This window comes from Natrinema sp. CGMCC1.2065 (assembly GCF_051225675.1).
GTDB lineage: Archaea > Halobacteriota > Halobacteria > Halobacteriales > Natrialbaceae > Natrinema > Natrinema thermotolerans.
This window is the reverse complement of the sequence record NZ_JBPJSJ010000001.1, coordinates 266,743-288,573: the sequence shown is the minus strand read 5'-3', so window position 1 is coordinate 288,573 and position 21,831 is coordinate 266,743. Positions and strand designations below refer to the sequence as shown.

General features: G+C 67.2%; 19 protein-coding genes and 1 pseudogene. 13 read left to right on the top strand and 7 right to left on the bottom strand.

Annotation, left to right across the window (positions count from 1 at the left end; all coding sequences use genetic code 11):
* Positions 1–20: 20 nt before the first annotated feature.
* From hemB to ACSBP4_RS01430, 5 genes are all read left to right on the top strand, one after another.
* Positions 21–1,034, top strand: coding sequence for a porphobilinogen synthase (gene hemB, locus ACSBP4_RS01450; protein ID WP_435551164.1), 1,014 nt, complete (start codon positions 21–23; stop codon positions 1,032–1,034).
* Positions 1,035–1,524: 490 nt separating this feature from the next.
* Complete coding sequence (locus ACSBP4_RS01445; RefSeq protein ID WP_435551163.1) at positions 1,525–3,174, top strand: ammonium transporter; 1,650 nt, start codon at positions 1,525–1,527, stop codon at positions 3,172–3,174.
* A gap of 126 nt (positions 3,175–3,300) precedes the next feature.
* Entirely contained in the window at positions 3,301–3,888 is a 588-nt protein-coding gene (locus ACSBP4_RS01440) for a PH domain-containing protein (RefSeq protein WP_435551162.1), read from the top strand.
* Between the two features lie 139 nt (positions 3,889–4,027).
* Positions 4,028–5,374, top strand: coding sequence for a glutamate-1-semialdehyde 2,1-aminomutase (gene hemL / locus ACSBP4_RS01435; protein WP_049965325.1), 1,347 nt, complete (start codon positions 4,028–4,030; stop codon positions 5,372–5,374).
* Positions 5,375–5,470: 96 nt separating this feature from the next.
* A complete protein-coding gene (locus ACSBP4_RS01430; protein ID WP_233274328.1) occupies positions 5,471–5,923 on the top strand; it encodes a hypothetical protein in 453 nt (150 codons plus the stop codon).
* 175 nt (positions 5,924–6,098) lie between these two features.
* On the opposite strand, the gene ACSBP4_RS01425 is transcribed toward ACSBP4_RS01430, so the two are convergent.
* Positions 6,099–8,423 (bottom strand): nitric-oxide reductase large subunit, encoded by a 2,325-nt coding sequence (locus ACSBP4_RS01425; RefSeq protein ID WP_435551161.1) that lies wholly within the window; start codon positions 8,421–8,423, stop codon positions 6,099–6,101.
* Between the two features lie 250 nt (positions 8,424–8,673).
* Entirely contained in the window at positions 8,674–9,039 is a 366-nt protein-coding gene (locus ACSBP4_RS01420; RefSeq protein ID WP_049965323.1) for a group I truncated hemoglobin, read from the bottom strand.
* A gap of 185 nt (positions 9,040–9,224) precedes the next feature.
* On the opposite strand from ACSBP4_RS01420, the gene hemC reads away from it, so the two are divergent.
* From hemC to ACSBP4_RS01395, 5 genes and pseudogenes are all read left to right on the top strand, one after another.
* Positions 9,225–10,364 carry a hydroxymethylbilane synthase gene (hemC, locus tag ACSBP4_RS01415; protein ID WP_435551160.1) on the top strand — a complete coding sequence of 380 codons (1,140 nt, stop codon included), beginning with the start codon at positions 9,225–9,227 and terminating at the stop codon, positions 10,362–10,364.
* A 14-nt stretch (positions 10,365–10,378) separates the two neighbouring features.
* Positions 10,379–11,185, top strand: coding sequence for a uroporphyrinogen-III C-methyltransferase (cobA, locus tag ACSBP4_RS01410; protein WP_435551159.1), 807 nt, complete (start codon positions 10,379–10,381; stop codon positions 11,183–11,185).
* 3 nt (positions 11,186–11,188) lie between these two features.
* On the top strand, positions 11,189–11,929 hold the full coding sequence (locus ACSBP4_RS01405) for a uroporphyrinogen-III synthase (protein WP_435551158.1): 741 nt from the start codon (positions 11,189–11,191) through the stop codon (positions 11,927–11,929).
* Positions 11,926–13,014, top strand: a complete 1,089-nt coding sequence (locus tag ACSBP4_RS01400) for a CapA family protein (protein ID WP_435551157.1) — start codon at positions 11,926–11,928, stop codon at positions 13,012–13,014. Before ACSBP4_RS01405 ends, ACSBP4_RS01400 begins: the two co-directional genes overlap by 4 nt.
* A gap of 68 nt (positions 13,015–13,082) precedes the next feature.
* Positions 13,083–13,235 (top strand): annotated as a pseudogene (locus tag ACSBP4_RS01395) (recombinase RecJ); the annotation flags it as partial.
* A 13-nt stretch (positions 13,236–13,248) separates the two neighbouring features.
* On the opposite strand, the gene ACSBP4_RS01390 reads toward ACSBP4_RS01395, so the two are convergent.
* The 3 genes from ACSBP4_RS01390 to ACSBP4_RS01380 are packed head-to-tail and all read right to left on the bottom strand — an operon-like array spanning position 13,249 to position 15,889.
* The gene (locus tag ACSBP4_RS01390) at positions 13,249–14,277 is read right to left on the bottom strand and encodes a YndJ family transporter (RefSeq protein ID WP_006648388.1); all 1,029 of its coding nucleotides are present in this window, start codon (positions 14,275–14,277) and stop codon (positions 13,249–13,251) included.
* The gene (locus ACSBP4_RS01385) at positions 14,274–14,957 is read right to left on the bottom strand and encodes a DUF4166 domain-containing protein (protein ID WP_435551156.1); all 684 of its coding nucleotides are present in this window, start codon (positions 14,955–14,957) and stop codon (positions 14,274–14,276) included. The genes ACSBP4_RS01390 and ACSBP4_RS01385 overlap by 4 nt, the downstream gene beginning before the upstream one ends.
* 53 nt (positions 14,958–15,010) lie before the next feature.
* Positions 15,011–15,889 (bottom strand): complex I NDUFA9 subunit family protein, encoded by an 879-nt coding sequence (locus tag ACSBP4_RS01380; protein WP_435551155.1) that lies wholly within the window; start codon positions 15,887–15,889, stop codon positions 15,011–15,013.
* A gap of 158 nt (positions 15,890–16,047) precedes the next feature.
* Between ACSBP4_RS01380 and ACSBP4_RS01375 the strand changes: the two genes are divergently transcribed.
* Positions 16,048–17,532, top strand: a complete 1,485-nt coding sequence (locus ACSBP4_RS01375; RefSeq protein WP_435551154.1) for a DHHA1 domain-containing protein — start codon at positions 16,048–16,050, stop codon at positions 17,530–17,532.
* A gap of 328 nt (positions 17,533–17,860) precedes the next feature.
* Here ACSBP4_RS01375 and ACSBP4_RS01370 read toward each other — a convergent pair whose 3' ends face one another.
* On the bottom strand, positions 17,861–18,616 hold the full coding sequence (locus ACSBP4_RS01370; protein ID WP_006183022.1) for a CehA/McbA family metallohydrolase: 756 nt from the start codon (positions 18,614–18,616) through the stop codon (positions 17,861–17,863).
* 1,015 nt (positions 18,617–19,631) lie between these two features.
* Here ACSBP4_RS01370 and ACSBP4_RS01365 point away from each other — a divergent pair.
* Both ACSBP4_RS01365 and ACSBP4_RS01360 read left to right on the top strand, forming a co-directional pair.
* Positions 19,632–20,558, top strand: a complete 927-nt coding sequence (locus ACSBP4_RS01365) for a DUF7551 domain-containing protein (RefSeq protein ID WP_435551152.1) — start codon at positions 19,632–19,634, stop codon at positions 20,556–20,558.
* Complete coding sequence (locus ACSBP4_RS01360; protein ID WP_435551151.1) at positions 20,555–21,361, top strand: DUF7260 family protein; 807 nt, start codon at positions 20,555–20,557, stop codon at positions 21,359–21,361. The genes ACSBP4_RS01365 and ACSBP4_RS01360 overlap by 4 nt, the downstream gene beginning before the upstream one ends.
* 32 nt (positions 21,362–21,393) lie before the next feature.
* On the opposite strand, the gene ACSBP4_RS01355 is transcribed toward ACSBP4_RS01360, so the two are convergent.
* Positions 21,394–21,783, bottom strand: a complete 390-nt coding sequence (locus ACSBP4_RS01355; protein WP_006648394.1) for a hypothetical protein — start codon at positions 21,781–21,783, stop codon at positions 21,394–21,396.
* Positions 21,784–21,831: the final 48 nt, after the last annotated feature.

Genomic DNA, 21,831 nt, shown 5'->3' with positions numbered 1-21,831 from the left:
CTCCCGTCGAATACTCGGGTATGGACCTCACACATCGCCCCCGGCGGCTCCGACAGGACCGGGTTCGCGGGCTCGTCAGCGAGACGAGCCTCGAGCCCTCGGACCTGATCGCCCCGGTGTTCGTCGACGCGACGACCGACGAGCGCCGGCCGATCGAGTCGATGCCCGGCCACGAGCGGGTCCCGATCGCGGAGTCGGTCGCCCGCGTCGAGGACGTCCTCGAGACGGGCGTCGAGGCCGTCATGCTGTTCGGGATCCCGGAATCGAAAGACCCCGAGGGGACCCGCGCCTGGGCCGAGGACGGCGTCGTCCAGGAGGCGCTGCGCCGAATCACGAGCGAGACCGACGCCTACGTCATCACGGACGTCTGTCTCTGCGAGTACACCGACCACGGCCACTGCGGCCCGCTCGAGGAGGAGCTGCGAAGCGAGAGCGGCGTCGCCGCGGACGGTCCGGCCTGCGAGCCCACGATGACCGTCGACAACGACGCGACGCTCACGGCCCTGGAGAAGATCGCGACGTCTCACGCCCGGGCGGGCGCGGACATGGTCGCGCCCAGCGGAATGATGGACGGAATGGTCGGGGCCATCCGGTCGGCGCTCGACCGCGAGGGGTTCGCGAACGTCCCGATCATGAGCTACGCGGCCAAATACGAGAGCGCGTTCTACGGGCCGTTCCGGGACGCCGCCGACGGCGCGCCGACCTTCGGGAACCGCCGACACTACCAGATGGATCCGGCCAACGCCCGCGAGGCCATGCGGGAAGTCCGACTGGACGCCGAGCAGGGCGCGGACGTGATGATGGTCAAGCCCGCGCTTTCCTACCTCGATATCATCAGTTCGGTCCGCCGGGAGTTCGACCACCCCGTCGCCGCCTACAACGTCTCCGGCGAGTACGCGATGCTACATGCGGCCGCCGAGAAGGGCTGGCTCGACCTCGAGGCGGTCGCGACGGAGTCGCTGCTGTCGATCAAGCGAGCCGGCGCGGACCTGATTCTGACCTACTTCGCCGAAGACATCGCAAAGCAACTGTAGATCGGTCGGGTTGCCGGTCGACCCGCCCGTAGTCGGCCACCGTCGAATCGACCACGTTTGACCGCTCTGGACCGAATAATAGACGATCGTCAATTAGCAGTCCGCCGCGGAGCAAGGAGTGGCAAGATCTGCCGCGCGCGAGCGGAATCGCACTGATAGGCCCCGCCCGGACGACGATAACCGGTAATTCTCGCAACAGCGAGCGGATAGCCCGTACTGTCCGGGTTTACAAACAAGCAAAATATAACCGCCGTTCGAAAAGGACGTAATTTCCAACACCCTTATACACATTAAAGCTGCTTTAGCTTTGAACGGATGACCCTATTACACCCACAATTTTAGCCATTTGTCAACGCTAACCCTTAAATGGTGTAAGTGCAACCAACTCAAACGTGATTAAGAGGTCAAACATGAGCGCAATTGCATTGGAAGACGACGATCGTTTGGTCGATGGGAGTAACAGTGCGTGGCAAACTGGGGTGGACGCCTGATGGAGCCGACGCTCCTGCAGAGCGAGGCCGAGGTCGAGATGTTGATCGACTCGATCAACTACATGTGGATCCTGGTCGCCACGTTCCTGATCTTCTTCATGCACGCCGGCTTCGCCATGCTCGAGGCGGGGCAGGTGCGCTCGAAGAACGTGGCGAACCAGCTGACGAAGAACCTGCTGACCTGGAGCGTCGGCGTGACGGTGTTTTTCCTCATCGGCGTGGGTGTCGAGGGCGTCGTCGCCGGTGACGGCTTCGTGCCGGCCTTCCAAGGCGATGCCGCGGGCTGGCTCGACTGGCTGTACGGTGCGGTCTTCGCCATGACCGCGGCGACGATCGTTTCGGGTGCCGTCGCCGGTCGTGCGAAACTCCGTGCGTACGTCAGCTACACCTTCCTGCTGGCGGCGGTCATCTACCCGGTCGTCACCGGTCTCACGTGGGCCGGCGAACACCTCGCGTACGGCGACGTCCTGTTCCACGACTTCGCTGGCGGGATGATCGTCCACGGCATGGGCGGTATCGCCGGTCTCACCGCCGCGTGGGTCCTCGGTCCGCGCATGGACCGATACAACAGTGACGGGAGCGCGAACGTCATTCCCGGCCACTCGCTGACCTTCGCCGTGCTCGGCACGCTGATCCTCGCCTTCGGCTGGTACGGCTTCAACGTCGGTACCTCGGCGATCATCGGCGAGGGCGCGTTCCTCGGCGATCAGCTCGGTCGCGTCGCCTTGACCACGACGGCCGCGATGGCCTGCGGTGCGATGGGGGCCGGCCTCGTCGCGTGGCTCAAGACCGGCAAAGTCGATACCCTGTACGTCGCCAACGGGCTGCTGGCCGGCCTCGCCGCGATCACCGCGATCCCCGACACCACGGCGTGGTGGGGCGCGTTCGTCGTCGGCGGCCTCGCCGGCGTGCAACTGCCCCTCGTCTTCGAGTTCGTCGAGCAGTACCTGAAGATCGACGACGTCTGTGCGGTGTTCCCCGTCCACGGCTCGGCCGGGGTCCTCGGGACGCTGCTGTTCCCCTTCGTCGCCGCACCGGGGGTCGTCGATAGCATCGTGAACGCGTTCGTCGCCCAGGTCATCGGCGTCGTCGTCATCGCTGCCTGGACGATCGTCGCGACCGGCGTTATCTGGTACGCGTTCAAGGCTACCGGCCAGGCCCGCGTCTCGCCGGAACACGAACGCGACGGGCTCGACGTCTCCGAACACGGCGTCGACACCTACCCCGAGTTCGGCCAGCCCGACGTCGCCACCGACGGTGGCTCCGACGAAGTCATCCGCGCGGACGGCGGCGAGCCGAACGACGGCGAGATCAAGATGGTCACCGCGATCGTCCGCCCCGACCGCCTCGGGGCGATCAAGCAGTCGCTGGCCGAAGCCGGCGCGCCGTCGCTGACGGTCACCAACGTCTCCGGCCGCGGCTCCCAGCCCGCGAAGAAGGGCCAATGGCGCGGCGAGGAGTACACGGTCGACCTCCACCAGAAAGTCAAGATCGAGTGCGTCGTCGCCGACATCCCTGCCGGAGAGGTCGTCGATGCCATCCGCGAGGGCGCGGAAACCGGCGAACCCGGCGACGGCAAGATCTTCGTCATGCCCGTCGAGAGCGCGACCCAGATCCGGACCGGCAAGACCGGCCGGGACGCGGTCTGATCGCGGCCACACCCCGTTTCACTGCTTCTGTGGGTCCTCCTCCCTCGTGTGTCGCCCGAGCGCTCGCGTGATGCTCGAGCGAACCGACCAGTACACTGATTTATCTGCCGCCGAGACGGATCGTGAATGAGTCAGCAACGCGACGGGTCGAACGTAGCGTACGACGAAGCTCAAACGGTCGGTCGCGATCCGGACCGGTCGGATCGAACCGACTCGACGAGCCCACTTTCGCTTCTCGAGGGCGAGGAGGTCCTCGTCGACGCACAGCCGACGTGGTGGAACTGGATCGGCCACGCCGTCGTCGGCGGACTGGCCGGACTGGTCGGGGTAGTCGGCCTCGCAGTCGGGAGTACGGCGGCGGCGTTGCTCGGGTTCGTCACGGCGCTCGTGATCGGGGGCTATATCTGGTATCGACGGAACCGAGTCCGCTATCTCGTCACCGATCGGCGGATCGTCGTGATCGCGGGATTTACCGCCAGGAAGACCACCGAGACGTGGATGGAAGACATCCGCGGGCTACAGACGAGTACGACCGCCTTCAGCCGCGACCGGGGGTTCGGAACGATCGCCGTCTCGCACGCAGTGATCCCGCAGGGGTTCACGCAGGGGTTCAGCCGAACGAACTCGCTGGTACTCTCGGGCGTGCCGAACTACGACGACGTGGCGAACACGATCCGACAGCGCCAATCCGAGCGGAAGGCCGGCGATTACTGAGACAGGCTGTCGGCTCGGTGACGGATGGATGGGTCTCGACCGCACCGAAATCGACTCGTAGCCGTCCGAACCGCCGGTCCGGAACCGTCAGCGAGGAGACCTCGGTACTACTTTCCCGTCGGGTTTCCAAGGCAGCGATATGAGCGACGACAACTCGCGTGACCTGTACGATCGAGCGCTGTCGGTGCTGCCCGGCGGCGTCAACTCCGCAGTTCGCGCAGCGATCGAACCCTATCCGTTTTTCGTCCGGAAGGGCGAGGGCGGCCACGTCATCGACGCCGATGGCAACCGCTACATCGACTGGGTGATGGGGCTCGGCCCGCTGCTTTTGGGCCACGACCTACCCGACCCCGTCCAGGCGAGCGTCCAGCAGAAGGCAAGCGAAGGGCCGATGTACGGCACCCCGACCGAGATCGAGGTCGACCTCGCGGAGTTCGTCGTCCGTCACGTCCCAAGCGTCGAGAAGATCCGCTTCGTCAACTCCGGCACCGAGGCGACTACCTCCGCAGTGCGGCTCGCGCGGGGCTACACCGGCCGGAACAAGATCGTCGTCATGCAGGGCGGCTACCACGGCGCACAGGAGTCGACGCTGGTCGAGGGCGACGCCGAGAACCCCCGACCCTCCTCGGCCGGCATCCCGCAGTCCTTTGCCGAACACACCCTCCCCGTGCCGTTCAACGACGAGGACGCCATCCGAGAAGTCTTCGAGGAACACGGCGACGACATCGCCGCGGTGCTGACCGAACCCATCCTCGGGAACTACGGCATCGTCTACCCCGAAGAGGGCTACCACGAGTTCCTCCGGGAGATCACCGACGAACACGGCTCCCTGCTGATCTTCGACGAAGTGATCACCGGCTTCCGCGTGGGCGGACTGGGCTGTGCCCAAAGCGAGTTCGGCGTCACCCCCGATCTGACCACGTTCGGCAAGATCATCGGCGGCGGCTTCCCCGTCGGCGCCATCGGCGGCCGCGCCGAAATCGTCGAGAACTTCACGCCTTCTGGCGATGTCTTCCAGGCCGGGACCTTCTCGGGCCACCCCGTTACGATGGCCGCCGGCCTCGAGACCTTGAAATTCGCCGCGGAAAACGACGTCTACGACCACGTCAACGGGCTCGGCGACCGGCTCCGGAGCGGGCTCAGCGACATCGTCGCCGACCAGGCACCGAGCTACACCGTCACCGGCACCGACAGCATGTTCAAAGTCATCTTCACGCGAGACGGTCCCGGTCCCGACTCGCTCGAGGAGCAGTGTTCGGCCGGCTGTCGACAGGATCCGACCTGTCCGCGCTACGACTACTGTCCGAAAAACGCCGCCGACGTGAAAAACGCCGAGACCGAACGCTGGCGGCGCGTCTTCTGGGGAGGGATGAAAGACGAGGGCGTGTTCCTCTCGCAGAACCAGTTCGAGTGTCAGTTCGTCAGTTACGGCCACACCGACGACGACGTCGAGCGGACCCTCGAGGCGTACAAAGAAGCGCTATAGGTGTCCGCCCGTCGCGGGCTCGATCGCTGACCCCTCGCCGCCGACGCGGACGTGTTCGGGGGAGCACGTATCCGGGTCGTCCGGAAAGCCGTCGGCATGAATCGACGGGCGCTGCTTTCGTCCGCGGCAGTTACGAGTATCGGCGCTTTTGCCGGGTGTCTCGGTGCCCGCGCACAGCGGTCTCCCAGTATCGGTGGCGGAACGGTCTCGCTCGGTCCCGGCGAAGAGACGACCCTCTACCTCTCGGCCACGACCGTCGGCGCGATCGAGTTCGAGCGCGTCCCGGCCACCGAGACGGTGGTCTTCGAGATCGACGCAGCGACGCTGTCACCGTCGCCGTCGGATCGGACCGACTCGTCGCCGCCGTGCTGGCGCTGGGCCGAGACGCGTTCGAACGTCGACCTCGAGGTGCCGATTCGGGCCGCCGAAGACGCGGAGCCGGGGGAGTACGCCTACGCGGTCACGGCCTGGGCCGATGCCGACCGCGACGACGCCGACTCGGTGACGAAAGAACACACGATCGCGGTCACGGACTCGAGTAGCGACTGAAATCGAACGTCCCTGCTCGTCCGATGCGGTATGATCGGTGGAGAATCGTTTCAGTAGTCGGGATCGGGTTCCGGCCCCGGCGATCTGGTTTTCGGTCTCGACGGGACCGGGACGGCCGAGGGGGCCGTCACTGATCGGCAGGATACCTCGAAAAGAGCCGCCGGCCCGCGTCGGGTTAGTCGTCGTCGCTGACGGGGTCGACGACGTCCGACGGGTCACTGTCGCCGAAGATCCGGTCGGCGATGACGTGACTGCTCGACTCGCCGGCGGTCGCTTTCCGCTGGAACAGCAGCTTCGCGACGACGTCCCAGGCGAAGAGGACTGCACCGGCGATCAGCATCGTGTCGCCGGGCATACGCAGCCAGAACAGCGTCTGGATCAGCTCGCCGTTGTAGAACTCGAGGCTCCGTGAGGCGGCATACCCCTGCGTGAACCCGACCTCGAGTTGGAGGAAGCCGACGGGCAGCAGGGAGAGGAAGATCATCAGCGCCAGCCCGAGGTTACACAGCCAGAACGACCAGCGCAGCCGGCGCGTGGTCCAACTCTCGGCGCGGGTGGTCACCCGGAGGATGTAGACGGACATCCCCATCGCGAGCAGGCCGAAGGCACCGAACATCGCGCCGTGGGCGTGGGCGACCGTGAGGTAGGTCCCGGTCTCGTAGTAGCTGATGATCGGGAGGTTGATGAAGAAGCCGATGACGCCGGCCCCGAAGAAGTTCCAGACGCTCGAGGCGACGATGAAGTAGAAGGCCATCCGGTAAGGGAAGTCCTTCCCGGCGGTATCCATCGCGCGGTACTGGCCCAGCGCCTCGTAGAGGATAAAGAGGAGCGGAATGAACTCGATGGTCGAGAAGACGCTCCCGATGGGGAGCCAGACCTCGGGGAGGCCGGCCCACCAGTAGTGATGCGAGACGCCGATGATCCCGCTGCCCATCACGAGGGCGGCCTGGAAGATCACCGCCTTCTCGGCGGACTTCTTCGAGAGGAGGTTCATCGAGACCAACGTGAGGGCGATGACGACGAGGATGAAGAACTCGAAGACGCCCTCGACCCACATGTGGACGACCCACCAGCGCCAGAACTCCGTCACGACGATGTTGGTCTTGGGCGTATAGAGGAAGCCGGCCATGAACAGCAGGCCGATCGAGCCGCCCGCGTAGACGATCATGTGGGCAAGTCCATAGCGGGGTTCGCGATCGAGCAGCGGCTTGAAGCCCCGGGCCACGAGGGCGGTCCAGCCGAGGAAGCCGACCAGCAGGCCGACCTGCCAGATCCGGCCGATCTCGACGTACTCGAGGCCTTCGTTGCCCAGCAGCCACCACAGTTGGCCGTCGAAGAAGTTGTTGATGCCCAGCCAGATGCCGGCCAGACCGCCGACGGCGACGACCAGTAGTGCGCCGACGAGGCCTTTGACGTACAGCGCCTGTTTCGGCGGTTCGCGGCCGGTCAGCAGCGGCGCGAGGAAGAGCCCGGCGCCGAGCCACATGGTGGCGATCCAGAGGATACCCAGATCGACGTGCCAGGTCCTGACGATCGACCAGGGGAGCCACTGGAGGATTTCGACGCCGATCAGTTCCCGCATGCCGAAGAAGCCGTCGCGCTCGATGTAGTAGTGGGCGAGCAAGCCCCCGAGGAACGTCTGGGCGACGAACAGCAGGGCCCCGATGAGGACGAACCGGGTACTCAACAGCTGACTCGGCGTGAGTTCGATCTCGCTGGGGTGGGGAATCGACGCGCCCTCGGCCTCCGGTTCGGGGAGGTCGATGGACTGGTAGAGCCAGATGGCGGCCCCGGCACCGCCGACCAGCAACACCATGGCGATGACGCTCCAGGTCATGATGGGGCCGCCGGCGTCGTTGCCCGCCGCGGGCGAGTACGGCCAGTCGTTGGTGAACGAAGCCGAGGAGTCGGGGCGGTCAGTGTGGGAGATCCAGGCGGTCCAGAGCGCGAAGTCGGCGAACTCCTCCGCTTCCTCGGCGCTCTCGATCTGTCCGGCGGGGATACCGCGCTCCCGGTCGCCCTCGTGGTAGCGCTCGACGTAGTCCTCACGCACCTGCTGGTGGGCATAGACTTCCGCCGCGGAGTACTGGACCTGCGAGCCGTACTCGCTGTCCTGCAGTTCCTGCCGGACCTGCTGGTCGATGCCGGCCTGGACCGAGGCGTTCAGCGCCGAGTAGTTCTCGTCGTGGCGCTCTTGCGCGTAATAGTCGCGCATGTACTCGGCCTTGGAATCGAGCGTGTCGGCGGTGTAGTCGGTGTCGTAGTAACTACCGCGCCCGAGGATCGACCCTTGGTTCATCAAGCCGTTCTCCTGGAAGACAGCTTTGCCGTCCTGGACGTCCTCGCTCGTGGCGACCGTCTCGCCGTCGGGCCCGACGATGGTATCGGGGATGTCGGGCGAGTTCGCATAGGAGAGCCACGCCCCACCGCCCATGACGATGAGGTTGACGACGAAGATCGTGGCGAGGAACGTCGCCAGCTGTTTTCGCGTTACTTGCATGACGATCGCAACTCAGTCCGTGACCCCCGTCAAACGTCCCGGGAGTTCCTACGGACTGGAAAAACATACGAACGTGTTCGCGACAGCGGTTAGGGGAACGGAGCGAGTATCAGTCCGGTCAAGGTCGAAAATTACGGGGCTAGAACGGGTCGCAGCCGCCGCTGCGAGGCGGTGATCGCTCGAGTCACGAAAACGGTGCTGGCCCCATCATACGACGGGTATGGTCGATCTGCGATTCGGATGGACCGTCTCAGTCGGCGGCCGTGACGATCGCGTCCTGATAGCTCGCGATCTCATCGAGGACGGCCTCGCGGTCGTCCTCGTCGACGTCGAACTCGGCGAGCGCGTCGTCGAGGTGGGTTGCGATCGCCTGAAAGTCCGACGGCGTGATACCCATGTCCGCGTGGACGGCTTCCATCTCCCCGCCGGCGTACTCGACGGGACCGCCGGTGACCGAACTGATGAACTGGGCCTGATGGGCCCGCTGTTTCTGCATATCGACGTCGTCGAAGTACCCTGCAACCTGTTCGTCCGCCATGATGCGGTCGTAGAATTCGTCGACGACGGCCGTAATCGCGTCTTCGCCACCGAGTCGCTCGTAAAGCGAGTCTGTCATCGGGTCATATGTACCCACTTGAAGTAGATAAAGTCCGGCCCGAACACGTTGTGGAAAAAACTTGTGTGTGGTTACCAAACACATGAAAAGAGACCGACTTCATTCTCGATCGACGGGTCCGAGACCGATCCGCCACGCGTCGGACAAGCGTGCGCTTTTCATACCCGAGGCTCGGACTGACGCCTATGAGAACACGCGGGACGTTACGACTGGCGACGAGGGGGTCCGCTCTCGCCCGGCGACAGGCCTCGCTCGTCAAGGAGGCCCTCGAAGACCGCCGGTACGAGGTGGAACTCGTCACGGTCGAGACGACGGGGGACCAGATCCGGGACGAACTGATTCACCGGCTCGGCAAGACGGGCGCGTTCGTCCGCGAACTCGACGAACGGGTCCTCGAGGGCGACCTCGACGGCGCGATCCACTCGATGAAGGACATGCCCACCGAACAGCCCGAAGAACTCGTGACCGCCGGGATTCCCGAGCGCGGACGACCGGGTGACGTCCTCATCACGCCCGACGGCTCGACGCTGGAAGAGTTGCCGGCGGGTGCGACCGTCGGCACCTCGAGTCTGCGCCGGCGCGCACAACTGCTCTCGGAACGGGACGACCTCGAGGTCGAACCCCTGCGTGGCAACGTCGACACGCGCCTCGAGAAGCTGTTGGCCCCGTCGCTGCAGGCGGAACATCAGGAGCGCTCGGAAGCCGACAAAGAACGGAAGGGGAATACCGGCGACGACGATTTCGAGGCCGAGTACGACCGCACCACCGACGAGTGGTTCGACGATCTCTCGGAACTCGAGCGGCAAGCCCTGGGCCGGGAGGTCGAGACGGAGTACGACGCCATCGTGCTGGCACAGGCCGGCCTCGAGCGCAGCGGGCTCGCCCACTACGTGGACTATCAGGAGCTGCCGACCGACACCTTCGTCCCCGCGCCGGGACAGGGGGCGCTGGCGGTGACCGCCCCGGACGGCGAGACCGCACGCGAGATCAAGAGCGCGATCGATCACCCGCGGAGCCGCGTCGAGACGACGGTCGAGCGGACGATTCTCGCGGAACTCGGTGGGGGCTGTATCGCGCCGGTCGGCATCTACGCGATCCTGCAGGGGGAACACGTCCATGCGACCGTGACCGTCTTCGATCGGGACGGCGACGAGTCGGTGACCGGGAGCCGCGACCTGCCCGTCGACAGCCACGCCGAGGCCGCCCGGGAGTTCGCCCGGGACCTCGCCGACCGCGGGGCCGCGGCGCTGATCGAAGGGGCACGGGAGGACGCCGAGGGCGACGACGAGGGCGTCTCCGAGGAAGATAAGCCCGAGGGGAAATAGCTAGCGAGTAACGAATGTCAGGCAACGCCATCGACGCCGAACCCGGCACCGTCTACCTCGTCGGCAGCGGCCCCGGCGATCCCGACCTGTTGACCGTGAAAGCGAAGCGGCTGCTCGAGGAGTGCGACGTCGTCCTCCACGACAAGCTGCCCGGCCCCGAGATCATCGACCGGCTTCCCGAGGACCGCCGCGAGGACGTGGGCAAGCGCGCCGGTGGCGAACGCACGCCCCAGTCCGAGATCAACGAGCGGCTGGCCGAACTCGCCCGCGAGGGCAAAAGCGTGGTCCGGCTGAAGGGCGGCGATTCGTTCGTCTTCGGCCGCGGCGGGGAGGAAGCGGAGTATCTCGCGGCCCACGAGGTCCCCTTCGAGGTCGTTCCCGCGGTCACCTCGGCGATCGCCGCGCCCGCGGTAGCGGGCATTCCCGTCACCCACCGCGATCACGCCTCCTCGGTCTCGTTCGTGACCGGCCACGAAGACCCGACCAAGGCGGAATCCGCGGTCGACTGGGACGCGCTGGCCGCGACCGGCGGCACCATCGTCGTCCTGATGGGCGTCGGCCGCCTGCCGGATTACACCACGGCCCTGCTCGAGGCCGGGATGGCCCCCGAGACGCCGGTCGCGCTCGTCGAGCGCGGCACCTGGCCCGGCCAGCGAGTCGCGACGGGCACCCTCGAGACGATCGTCGACGCCCGCGACGAGGCGGGGATCGAACCGCCCGCGGTGACGGTGATCGGCGACGTGGCTGGGACGCGGGAGTCGGTGGTTGAGTTCCTGCAAAACGACTACGGCGCGGCCGGCGACGCCGGGGCCGGGGAGTAACCGATGACCGAGACACCGACAGTCGCCGTCTTTCGGCCCGACGACGACCGCATCGAGCGGGCGACCGAACTGCTCGCGGAACTGGGTGCCGAGCCGGTCCCGGACCCGATGCTCGCGGTCGAGGCGACCGACGCCGTCCCGCGGACCGATGCGGACTACGTCGTCTTCACGAGCAAGACCGGCGCGGAACTGATCGCCGCAGCCGGCTGGGAGCCGACCGGCGAAACCGTCTGTGCCATCGGGCCAGCGACGGCCGACGCGCTCCGCGCGGAGGGATACACGGTCGATCTCGTTCCCGAGGAGTACACCTCGAGCGGACTGGTCGCAGCGCTTTCGGACGCCGTCGACGGCGCACGCGTCGAGGTCGCCCGCAGCGACCACGGCAGCCCGGTGTTGCTCGACGGGCTCGAGGAGGCTGGCGCGTACGTCCACGAGACGATCCTCTACCGGCTGGTCCGTCCCGAGGGAAGCGGCGAGTCCGCCCGGCTGGCAGCGGCGGGCGACCTCGACGCCGCCTGTTTCACCTCGTCGCTGACCGTCGACCACTTCCTCGAGGCCGCCGCGGAGGCGGGGGTTCGGGAAGCAACCATCGCGGGACTCGAGGACGCCGTCGTCGGCGTCATCGGCGAGCCGACGGCCGAGACCGCCGCCGAGCGGGGCGTCGACGTCGATCTGGTCGCGAGCGAAGCGACCTTCGAGCGGCTGGCCGCGGAGACCGTCGACGCGGCGACAGACGGCGAATGACCGGCCGTCGCGCGTTTCTCGCGACCGCAGGTGCCGCGGCGCTTGGCGGCTGTGCCGCGCCCGCTGTCGAGCCGACCGCGTTCGAGGACCACGAGCGCCACGACGCGACGATCGGATTCGTCGGCGACGCGATGCTCGGCCGCAACGTCGACGGGCGATACGGACGCGCCGGAACCGACCCGGCAGCCGTCTGGGGGGCCCTCCGACCCCGACTGCAGTCGCTGGACGGCGTCTGCTGTAATCTCGAGTGTTGTCTGTCGACGCGGGGCCAGCGGTTCCCCGACCGGACCTACTACTTCCGGGCCGATCCCGGGTGGGCCGTTCCCGCCCTCGAGGCCGGAAACGTCTGCTTTGCATCGCTCGCGAACAATCACATGCTGGATTACGGACCGACGGCGCTTCGCGACACCGTCGACGCCCTCGACGACGCGGGGATCGGGTTCGCGGGTGCCGGCGAGACGCCGACGGCGGCCCACGCTCCCGCGACGGTCTCGATCGGCGATGTCGACGTCGCGGTCGTCTCCTTCGCGGACCACTACGCCGAGTACGGCGCGACCGACGACCGACCCGGCACGGCCTACGTCGAGTTCGACCCGGAATCGGCCGAGAGTCGGCGGCTCGTCGGCGAGTCCCTCGAGCGCGCCGCGGCGACCGACCCCGACCTGCTGGTCGCGTCGGTCCACTGGGGACCGAACTGGGTCGAACATCCCGACGACGACCTCCGGGCGTTCGGCCACTGGCTGATCGATCAGGGAGTCGACGTCGTCCACGGCCATAGCGCTCACGTCGTCCAGGGCGTCGAGCGATACGGCGACGGCCTCGTCCTCCACGACACCGGCGACATCGTCGACGACTACGTGATCAAAGAGGAGTTGCGCAACGACCGCACCGTTCTCTTCGAACTCGGCCTCGAGGACGGAACGCCGGCGGAACTACGCCTCGTTCCCGCCGTCATCGACGACGAGACGGTCACATCGGCCGACGGGGACGAGGCGGCGTGGCTCCGGGAAACGATGCGCGATCGCTCCGCACCGTTCGACACCGAGTACGACCGCGACGGCAGGGACCTCGTCCTTTCGCTGTAAGTGCGTCGGCGGCCGCTCGCTGCCGGCGATCCGCTGGTTTATGGGCGAAGCCGCCCCACAGTGTGTCGATGGCAGGGCCGGTTCCCGACCTCGAGGATCGTGCGGTAGCGTGTACCCAGCGGCTGTGTGCGGCCGACCGCGTGTTGCTCGCCTCACACATCGACGCCGACGGGCTCACCAGCGCCGCGATCGCCGCCCGGGCCCTCGAGCGGGCGGCGATCCGTACGTGATGCATCATCGCTCGAGCGATCGAAGCGCGAGCAGCGCCGGCAGCGCGAACCCGAAGGCGTTGACGCTCCCGTGCCAGCGGATCATCTCTTGAATCGACACGAGCGTGGCGGTGCCGGGAAGGGCCGAGTAGGCGAACGCGAGCGCCAGCGCCATCGTCCAGCACAGCGAGACCGCGGCGACCGCGAACAGCGCCCCAGCGAACCGCGGGACCGTCGGGACGACCGTGCGGAGGAGACACAGCGCGAACCCGACCACGGCGGCCGAGAACGCAGCAGCCGCGACCACCTCGAGCAGCGGCGAGAAGGTGATACCGACGGCGATCAGGAGAATGCCGACCGCGATGACGGCCGTCACCGCGGCCGACGCTCGTCCCGCGACGGTGGGCGGGAATCCGCCGTCGTCGGTCGCCGCGATGCGCCCGGTCAGGCCGACGACCAGCGGCAGGGCGAACCCCGCGTAGTGGAAGTGGACCCCTGTCAGAAGAACGATGATCGGTGCGAATCGTAAACTGATGTCGGCCGCGTGCAGGCACAGGAAGACTGCGGCCACTGGCACGTAGAGGAGCGCGGCGTCGATCGCGAGTTCCGGCAGCGGACCGGTGCCTCGAGCCAGGGATCGTCGGAGTCCAACCAGCGCGATCGCACCGGTGACGACGAGCCACGGAGCGACGAGCGCCACCGCAGCCGGCGATCCCTGCGGCGCGACGAGTCCGGCGACGACGGCCAGCGCGGCGGGAAGCTGGCCGCCAACGGCGACTCGATAGGGAGTCACCGTTCGGTCAGGGAGCGAGCCCGCGGCGTCGCTCATCGGCTCGAGCAGCCCGAGCCCCAGCGGCACGACGACGAACGTCGCGAGGGCGACGTAGCGTTCGACGGGCGAAAGCGGGATCGACCCGCCGACAGTCCCCATCGCCAGCGCCAGCCAGACGGCACCGCCGATCAGCGCGCTCAGGTCGGTGAGACGGCGGCCGGCGACGGTCGGGGACGGACTCGAGCGCCGCGTTCTGGCGCTCGACGGCTCGAGGTCGGTCACGCGTTCTCACCCGGGAGATCGACGCCGCCGAGATCGGATCGGGTCCGAGTCGCCGCGTCGCGGTCGACGGTCCGGAAGTCGCTCTCGAACCTGCCCGTGTAGCCGAACACGGTCCCGACGATCGGGTTGGTGATCTCCGCGGCCACGCGAAACCGGTCGCTGTCATCGTCGTACCAGTCGCGGAGCCGGCCGTCGACCGACAGCGGGCCGGGGAGCGCAACGTAGCGTCCACCCGCACGGAGCCACTGCGTCCCGATCGAGAGCGCGAGCGCACCGTCGTCGGCTCGAACGTGGAGGTCCGCAGCGACGTGGCCCCGGCGGCCGAACAGGTCGGTGAGACAGCCTCGAGCGGGATTCCACCGTAGCGTGTCCACGAACTCCCGCGGCGGGTCGGTCTCGAATCGCCGGTGAAGACACAGCGCCTCGTTCCCGGCGTCGTCGACGAACGCTTCCGTGACGATGGAGAACGGAACGTCGGTGCCGCCCTCCGGAAAGAGGAAGTCGTCGAGGGTCGCGAGCCAGTGGATCGGCGTCGCGAGCGGGTTCCGTTGGAGGTCGTCCATCCGACCGACGCCGACCGCCTCGCGGTCCTCGCCGGCCTCGAGGCCGTAGCGCTCTCGGACGCGGGGATAGAGGGTGTCCCAGCCCTCGCCGACCGCACGCTCGAAGAGTCCGGTCACGGTCGTCCCTCCGCGATTGCGTCGATCCGGTCGCCTGCACCCGTCGTTCGCATCTATCGCTCACCTCGAGACCGTTCGATGTACGCCGACAGCGTGCAAAGCGCGTCCGGATCGACGCCGAAGGCTTCGAGGGCGGCGTCGGCCGTCGTATTCTCCAACCCAAGCACGCGGTACTGATCGCGACCGAACGGGGGCCAGGGGAGCGGGTCGACGGCTCGCGCCGCGAGTCCGGCGACGGCCATCGGAATCGGCACGACGACGCCACCGCCGCGAATCGTCGTCACCGTCTCCGCGAGGGTGAGCCGCTCGGGGCCACCGATCTCGTAACATCCGCCCGCGTGGCGGTCGTCCTCGAGTCCATCGGCGATCAGCGGGGCGAGGTCCTCGACCCAGATCGGCTGCAGTCGCATCCGGCCGCCGCCGGGCAGCGGCGTCACGAGCGGCGGGACCATCCGCTCGACGAACGATACGAACGCACAGCCGTCGCCGAAGACGACCGACGGGCGGTAGATCACGTACTCGAGACTCGAATCGCGGACGACGCGCTCTGCTCGCCGCTTGGCTCGGAAGTACGCCGTCTCCACGCCGCCGTCGACGCCCAGTCCGCTCAGCTGGACGAACCGCTCGACGCCGGTGTCCTCGCTGGCCGAGACGAGGTGGCGCGTCCCGTCGTAGTGGACCGCCTCGTGGCTCCGGCCGCGGGGCTGGACGTGAGAAGGGAGCGCTACGAGGTTGACGACCGCCTCGTGACCGGTCACGGCGTCGGTGAGATCCGGTTCGGTCACGTCCAGCATCGTCGTCTCGACGCCGTCCGGCAATCCGGCCGCGTCGGGCGTCCGCGAGGCGGCCGTCACCGCGTGTCCGCGGTCGACCAAAACGCGACAGAGGGAACGGCCGACGAATCCCGTACCGCCCGCGATCAGGACGTTCATACGCTTTTATTCGGCCAACGAAACCTAATGTTACCGCTGTACTGACGGCACACAATCCGGTTCGGAACGCTCGAGCGCCGGGACGTGACACGTCGGACGGGGGAACGTGCATCCGGAAATTTATCCCCGATGGCGCCCCATCATCGACCGATGCACCGATGACAGGGCCGGTTCCCGAACTCGAGGATCGTGCGGTCGCGTGCGCCGAGCGGCTGTGTGCGGCCGACCGCGTGCTGCTTGCCTCACACATCGACGCCGACGGACTCACCAGCGCCGCGATCGCCGCACAGGCGCTCGAGCGGGCGGGAATCCCTTTCGAGACGGTCTTCGAGAAACAGCTCGACGACGAGGCGATCGCGGCAATCGCGGCGACGGAGTACGACACCGTCCTCTTTACCGACTTCGGGAGCGGCCAGCTCGATCTCATCGGCGACCACGAGGACGCGGGCGACTTTACCCCCGTCATCGCCGACCACCACCAGCCCGCCGACCGGGAGACCGAGTACCACCTCAATCCGCTGCTGTTCGGGATCAACGGCGCGTCGGAGCTGTCGGGAGCGGGCGCGAGCTACGTCCTTGCACGGGCGCTCGCGGACGTAGCGGACGGCGGTCCCGGTTCGTCGGTCGCGACCGATGGAGGGACGATCACCGCGTCGGGAACAGCCGACGCCCGCGCGGACAACCGCGATCTCGCCGCCCTCGCCGTGGTCGGTGCGGTCGGGGACATGCAAGCCACCAGCGGGGAACTCCACGGGGCGAACGCGGGTATCGTCGAGGAGGGCGTCGAGGCCGGCGTCCTCGAGACCGGCAAGGACCTCGCGCTCTATGGCAAACAGACCCGGCCGCTTCCCAAACTGCTCGAGTACGCCACCGACGTTCACATTCCCGGCATCTCGAACGACGAGAACGGGGCGCTGCGCTTTCTCGACGGGCTGGATCTCGAGTTGCAACGCGACGGCGAGTGGCGAACGTGGGCCGATCTCTCGAACGACGAGAAACGGACCGTCGCCAGCGCGCTCGTCCAGCGGGCCGTCTCGAGCGGCGTCCCTGCGAACAAGATCGACGAACTCGTCAGCACGGCCTACGTCCTGTGCGAGGAGCCGGTCGGCACCGAACTCCGGGATGCCAGCGAGTTCTCGACGCTTTTGAACGCGACCGCCCGCTACGAGCGGGCTGACGTCGGCCTTGGGGTCTGTCTGGGCGATCGGGACGGCGCGCTCGAGCGGGCGCGACAGCTCCTGCGCGAACACCGGCGGAACCTCTCGAACGGGATCGATTTGGTCACCCGCAAGGGGGCGACTCAAGAAGACCACATCCAGTGGTTCCACGCGGGCGACGAGATCCGCGAGACCATCGTCGGCATCGTCGCCGGGATGGCGATGGGCAACGAGGGAATCAGTCGTTCGAAGCCCATCATCGCCTTTGCAGAGAAGAACGACGAGGAGGTCAAGGTCTCGTCCAGAGGGACCCACTCGCTGGTCCGGCAGGGACTGGACCTCTCGGTCGTAATGGGTGAAGCCTCCCGCGCCGTCGGCGGCGACGGCGGCGGTCACGACGTGGCCGCGGGCGCGACGGTACCGAAAGGCGAAGAGGAGACGTTCGTCGACCGCGCCGACGATCTCGTCGGCGAGCAACTGTCCTAGTACTGTCGTCGCAGCTCGGACCGTTCGACCGGTCTGCGGTGGCGCGCGCTGTGAGACGGCGAATGACCAGTGAGCCGTCTCACGACGTCGTGCGAGGGACGAACGAGCGGTGCGAGGCCGAACGGAGTGAGGTCTCGAAAGCGAACGGTGACCGGAGGGAGCCGTGAGCAGCGAGTGAGTCGGTTGGGGAGGCCGTGGCGACTCACTGCAGCCACGATAGCAGACTCGACCCGATTTTGGAATCCGGTACGCAAGTCTGCCGGTGTGATACCGGTTCGAACGGAACGGAGACGGAACGGCGACTCAACTCGGTTCCGCTACCCACGAATCAGGTCGATCGGTCCATCGAGGCCGGCACCGTCGGTAACAGTGGCGCGCGCGAGGTGAACATGTAGGTCGCCTTGCGCACTGCTCCCTTGCCGTACTGGACGGCGCTTTTCCGGATCGGCGTGCGCTTGCCGCGGATCTGGGTCCGGCCCTCGAGGATCGCCTCGACGAGGTCGTCGCCGTCGATGTCGGCTTTGGTCGGGGTCGCGGCCTCGGGCGTGACCAGCACCTCGGTGTAAGCCTTGCCGACGTTGGGCAGGTAGTGGGCGTCGCTGGCACCGATCTGTGGGTAGTCCCGCCGGCTGGCGAAAGTCCGGGCCCGACGGTTGCGATACCCGGTAAAGACCATCGAGTTGTAGGTCTCGATCGCGTCGGCGTCCTCGATATAGCGCTTGCGGACGCCGTGGCGACTGCGCTGAAACGGATGGGGAACGATCGCGACCCCGCCCAGCTCGCGGACGGTCTCGACGGTTGCCATGAACGGCTGGCCGGGATCGGGCCGTTCCTCGACCCCGATCGCCAGCAGGTGCCCGTGTCGCGTCGACACCTCGACGCCGGGGATGCCGATCAGCCCGTAGTCGGGCGCGAGGTCGGCAGCCCGCCGCGACTCCGAGATTTCGTCGTGGTCGGTGATCACCACGCCGTCGAGTCCGATGTCGGCGGCCTGCTCGAGGATGAGTTCGATCGGTTCGTGGCCGTCGTAGGAGTCGTCCGAATGCACGTGAAAGTCGATCGCGAACGGAATCTGAGAGGACATAGGGGAATGACTGGCCTGCGCGTCGTGACTACCAATAGCTCGTTGCCGAGCATAAACACTGTGTGTCGCGGCGATCGGGGCATCGTCGAGCCGTCGCCCAATTCAATATATCGTTATTCAGTTTAATAGGAGATGGAACGGGCGACTCGAGAGCGGCAGTCGCGAACGGCGAGACGGCAGCAAAACGGTGAAAACGCGGTGTCAGCGGATTACACCGACGGAAATGCCATACTCGATGGTCGACGAGCAGCCGTGAACAGTCATCACGAGGGTCGCTGATCCCGAGTCGCGAGCGAACGACCCCCCTGCGTCGACGGTCGTCAGCGTGACCGGTATTCACCGGTGTCCACGATGGTCGATAGCCGACGGGTGACGGGTGACGACCACTCGAGGCCGGGGACTCCGTTCGAGGGCACGACGTGACCCCGTGGGAGGTCAGGAGGAGGTCGGTTTCGTTCGGTCGTCGCCGGTAGGCAGCCGGCAACTGGCCATTCACACCGGGGACCGAGCCGGCGCGACAGCAGCCAGCCGCCGAACCGCACGACCGCATCGGAGTCGCTACGTGGCGCACGACCGTCTCGAGCGTCGGTCGAATCCGTCGCTTTCGCCGCGTCGCGAGACGTAGCGGATGCCCGCGCTCGAGGAAGCGGCCACAATAGATGGCCGAATCCTCGTAAACGGTCGTGTGACCCGGCGACAGGACGTCTCGTCGGGGAATCGTGACCCAGCCGACCGGAACGCGGCCCGATCATATATTCCATTTCGGTATACAGAATTGGTGATAGTCGGTCAGAAAGAGCGAACAGGGGATCGACCGGAAATCACCTGTTACCGGATTCTCGAGCCAGGTTTGCCGGATCGTTCGCGTGAACGGGTGAATTAGGCCGGCCTAAATTCCGATGGACTTATCATTGTTTAGGTTGGCCTAAACGATAACAACACCGTCGCCGATGGGCACTCGAGCCATCCCGAACGGCTCGGAGTCGGCTCTTCGGGGACGAGACAGGAGGAACCCATGGTCGGAACCACGCTCCGAGAGATTCGCCATCACATCGAACAGTTGGCCAGCGACGACGGGAACTACTACGTCGTCTGTGCCCGCTCCGGGGAGCGCCCCGTCCCGGTTGCCGGACAGCGGTTCCCGACGCGGACCGCCGCGGCCGACGCCGCACAGGCGACCGAACAGTACCGCGCCGCGCTCAGACGCTACGATCCACAGCTCCCGTTTTACGATCCGGTCGTCTGTCAGGAGCGGTCCGGCGACGACCCGACGCCGACGGCCTCGAGTCGGCCGACCCCGGAGTCGGGACAGCCACGGGCGGAAGAGGCGGTCTCGGCGTCGACGACCGGAAGCGCGCCCGCGGACGACGACCCCCTGATCAGCTTCTGCCACGACGTCTCCGGCTCCGTCTTCGAGGCGCTGTCGGCCCGCGATCACGACGCCGCAGAGCGAGCGATCATGGAGACGTATCTGGCCGCGGCCGAGGCGACGACAGACCCGAACACGCTCTGTCTGGTGTTGCTCGAGGCGATGGCCGCGGAGTTGGAGACCCACCTCACGGCGGCCGAGCGGACCCGCCTGCTGGAGGCAGCGGCGTCGAACCTCCCGCCGGTGGCGTCGGCTGCGGATCCGGTCGCCGCGAGCCTCGAGTTCCTGGACTCGCTGTCGCTGCTCCGGGAGTACGGACTGAGCCGCGGGTCGACAGCGGCCGGGGACCGGGACGTATGGACCGTCTCGCTGCGGGGGTACGCCATCGAGTGTGGCGACCGGCGGTTCCCGACGCTGCCGATCGGGATCGACGTGTTGCGACGGTCGGAAACGGCCGACACACCGGCCGTCACCGACGTGCGGGCCCTCGGCGACGGCGACTGGGAGTTCGTCCTCACCAGCAACGCGGGAACGGCGGCCGGACTCGTCTGTACTCGAGGGGAGCGGCCATGACCGGATCGACCGCGCTCCACGGCGCCCCCGACTGCATCGACCGGGAACTGGCGGCGATAGCCACTCGGGACGAGGCGTTCGGGACGTTCGCCCGGCGCGTCCGTGACCTCCCAGCGACGAACCCGGCGACGGGCCGCGGAGGGACGACCGCGGCGGCGCCGGTCGCGATGACGACGGCGGGTGAAGCGGGCGGCGCGAGCGCGACGACGGACGGGAAGGAGTGTGTCGCCGTTCGCGAGGCCTTCGCCGAGACGGTCGCACCCCACAGCACCGCCGATCTCGCGGACGACGAACCGCTCGTCGAGACGATCGCGGCCGAACTGAACGAGGACGTCGCCGTCGCGCTCGCCGCCGAAACGGGCTGGACGCCGACGCTCAAACGCGCGGTTCTCGAGGAGATCGCCACCAGACGCCGCGAGGTCGACGTCGTTCGGGAGACCCTCGAGACCGAACGGGAGACCGTCGTCGCGGCGATCGACGAGGTCGACGAGATCCTGACGTGGCTGCAGTCGACGGCCGAGGAGTCGCTGCTACAGTGTGATTTCGAGACGCTGCGGGCGAAACACGACCGCCTCGAGCGCTACCGGGAGCGACTCGACGAACTGACTGCCCGGCGGCAGTCACAGCTCACCGAGACGACGAACCGGTACGGGCCGGGCGGGACCCGGTATCGGACGCTGGTCGAGTCGGTGTACTCCGCACAGCCGGCTAGATATCCGCTCCTCTCGACGGCCGCGCGGCTCTACGGGGTCTGTGGCGACTGTCAGCGGACGGTCCGGGCCCACCTGACTCGGCGCGTGTAGTCCGTATCGCGTCTCAGTCCGGCGGGACCGCGCTACGGCGGCGACTCGGAGAGTCGGTCCGGAACGAGATCGGCCAGCGAAACGTCTTCGAGAACGGTCCCGACCGTGAGCGGATCGTCGGCCGTCGAGACCCTCTCGTGGACCCGCCGCATGCACTCGAGCAGGCCGTCGACGGCCGCCCGTCGGGTCGAGACGCGCCCGATCGAGCGGGAGACCGACCGATCAGTGAGGAAAAAGCGATACTGAAGCTCCCAATGTCGACAGAGCCCGAGGGTCGGATGGGACCGTGCGGGGACACAGTCCGCGATCAGGTCGATCCGCGGGCGAGCGTGTCGGTAGACGAATCGACCCTCACAGCGTTCTGCGAGGCCCCAGCGCGGCGGCAGGGCCTCCTGGGGAATGGGATCCTGGTCGACAGCCATGTACGCTGATATCGCCGGGTGCAGGGGTGTTCGTTCCGCTTGCGAGCG

Excerpts from the sequence above, each read along its gene's own strand:
- ACSBP4_RS01375 (WP_435551154.1), top strand. The coding sequence starts at position 16,048 with ATGACAGGGCCGGTTCCCGAACTCGAGGATCGTGCGGTCGCGTGCGCC.
- hemC (WP_435551160.1), top strand. The coding sequence starts at position 9,225 with ATGAGAACACGCGGGACGTTACGACTGGCGACGAGGGGGTCCGCTCTC.
- ACSBP4_RS01445 (WP_435551163.1), top strand. The coding sequence starts at position 1,525 with ATGGAGCCGACGCTCCTGCAGAGCGAGGCCGAGGTCGAGATGTTGATC.
- ACSBP4_RS01355 (WP_006648394.1), bottom strand. The coding sequence starts at position 21,783 with ATGGCTGTCGACCAGGATCCCATTCCCCAGGAGGCCCTGCCGCCGCGC.
- hemB (WP_435551164.1), top strand. The coding sequence starts at position 21 with ATGGACCTCACACATCGCCCCCGGCGGCTCCGACAGGACCGGGTTCGC.
- ACSBP4_RS01405 (WP_435551158.1), top strand. The coding sequence starts at position 11,189 with ATGACCGAGACACCGACAGTCGCCGTCTTTCGGCCCGACGACGACCGC.
- ACSBP4_RS01380 (WP_435551155.1), bottom strand. The coding sequence starts at position 15,889 with ATGAACGTCCTGATCGCGGGCGGTACGGGATTCGTCGGCCGTTCCCTC.
- ACSBP4_RS01420 (WP_049965323.1), bottom strand. The coding sequence starts at position 9,039 with ATGACAGACTCGCTTTACGAGCGACTCGGTGGCGAAGACGCGATTACG.
- ACSBP4_RS01360 (WP_435551151.1), top strand. The coding sequence starts at position 20,555 with ATGACCGGATCGACCGCGCTCCACGGCGCCCCCGACTGCATCGACCGG.
- ACSBP4_RS01365 (WP_435551152.1), top strand. The coding sequence starts at position 19,632 with ATGGTCGGAACCACGCTCCGAGAGATTCGCCATCACATCGAACAGTTG.
- ACSBP4_RS01430 (WP_233274328.1), top strand. The coding sequence starts at position 5,471 with ATGAATCGACGGGCGCTGCTTTCGTCCGCGGCAGTTACGAGTATCGGC.
- cobA (WP_435551159.1), top strand. The coding sequence starts at position 10,379 with ATGTCAGGCAACGCCATCGACGCCGAACCCGGCACCGTCTACCTCGTC.
- ACSBP4_RS01440 (WP_435551162.1), top strand. The coding sequence starts at position 3,301 with ATGAGTCAGCAACGCGACGGGTCGAACGTAGCGTACGACGAAGCTCAA.
- hemL (WP_049965325.1), top strand. The coding sequence starts at position 4,028 with ATGAGCGACGACAACTCGCGTGACCTGTACGATCGAGCGCTGTCGGTG.
- ACSBP4_RS01370 (WP_006183022.1), bottom strand. The coding sequence starts at position 18,616 with ATGTCCTCTCAGATTCCGTTCGCGATCGACTTTCACGTGCATTCGGAC.
- ACSBP4_RS01425 (WP_435551161.1), bottom strand. The coding sequence starts at position 8,423 with ATGCAAGTAACGCGAAAACAGCTGGCGACGTTCCTCGCCACGATCTTC.
- ACSBP4_RS01400 (WP_435551157.1), top strand. The coding sequence starts at position 11,926 with ATGACCGGCCGTCGCGCGTTTCTCGCGACCGCAGGTGCCGCGGCGCTT.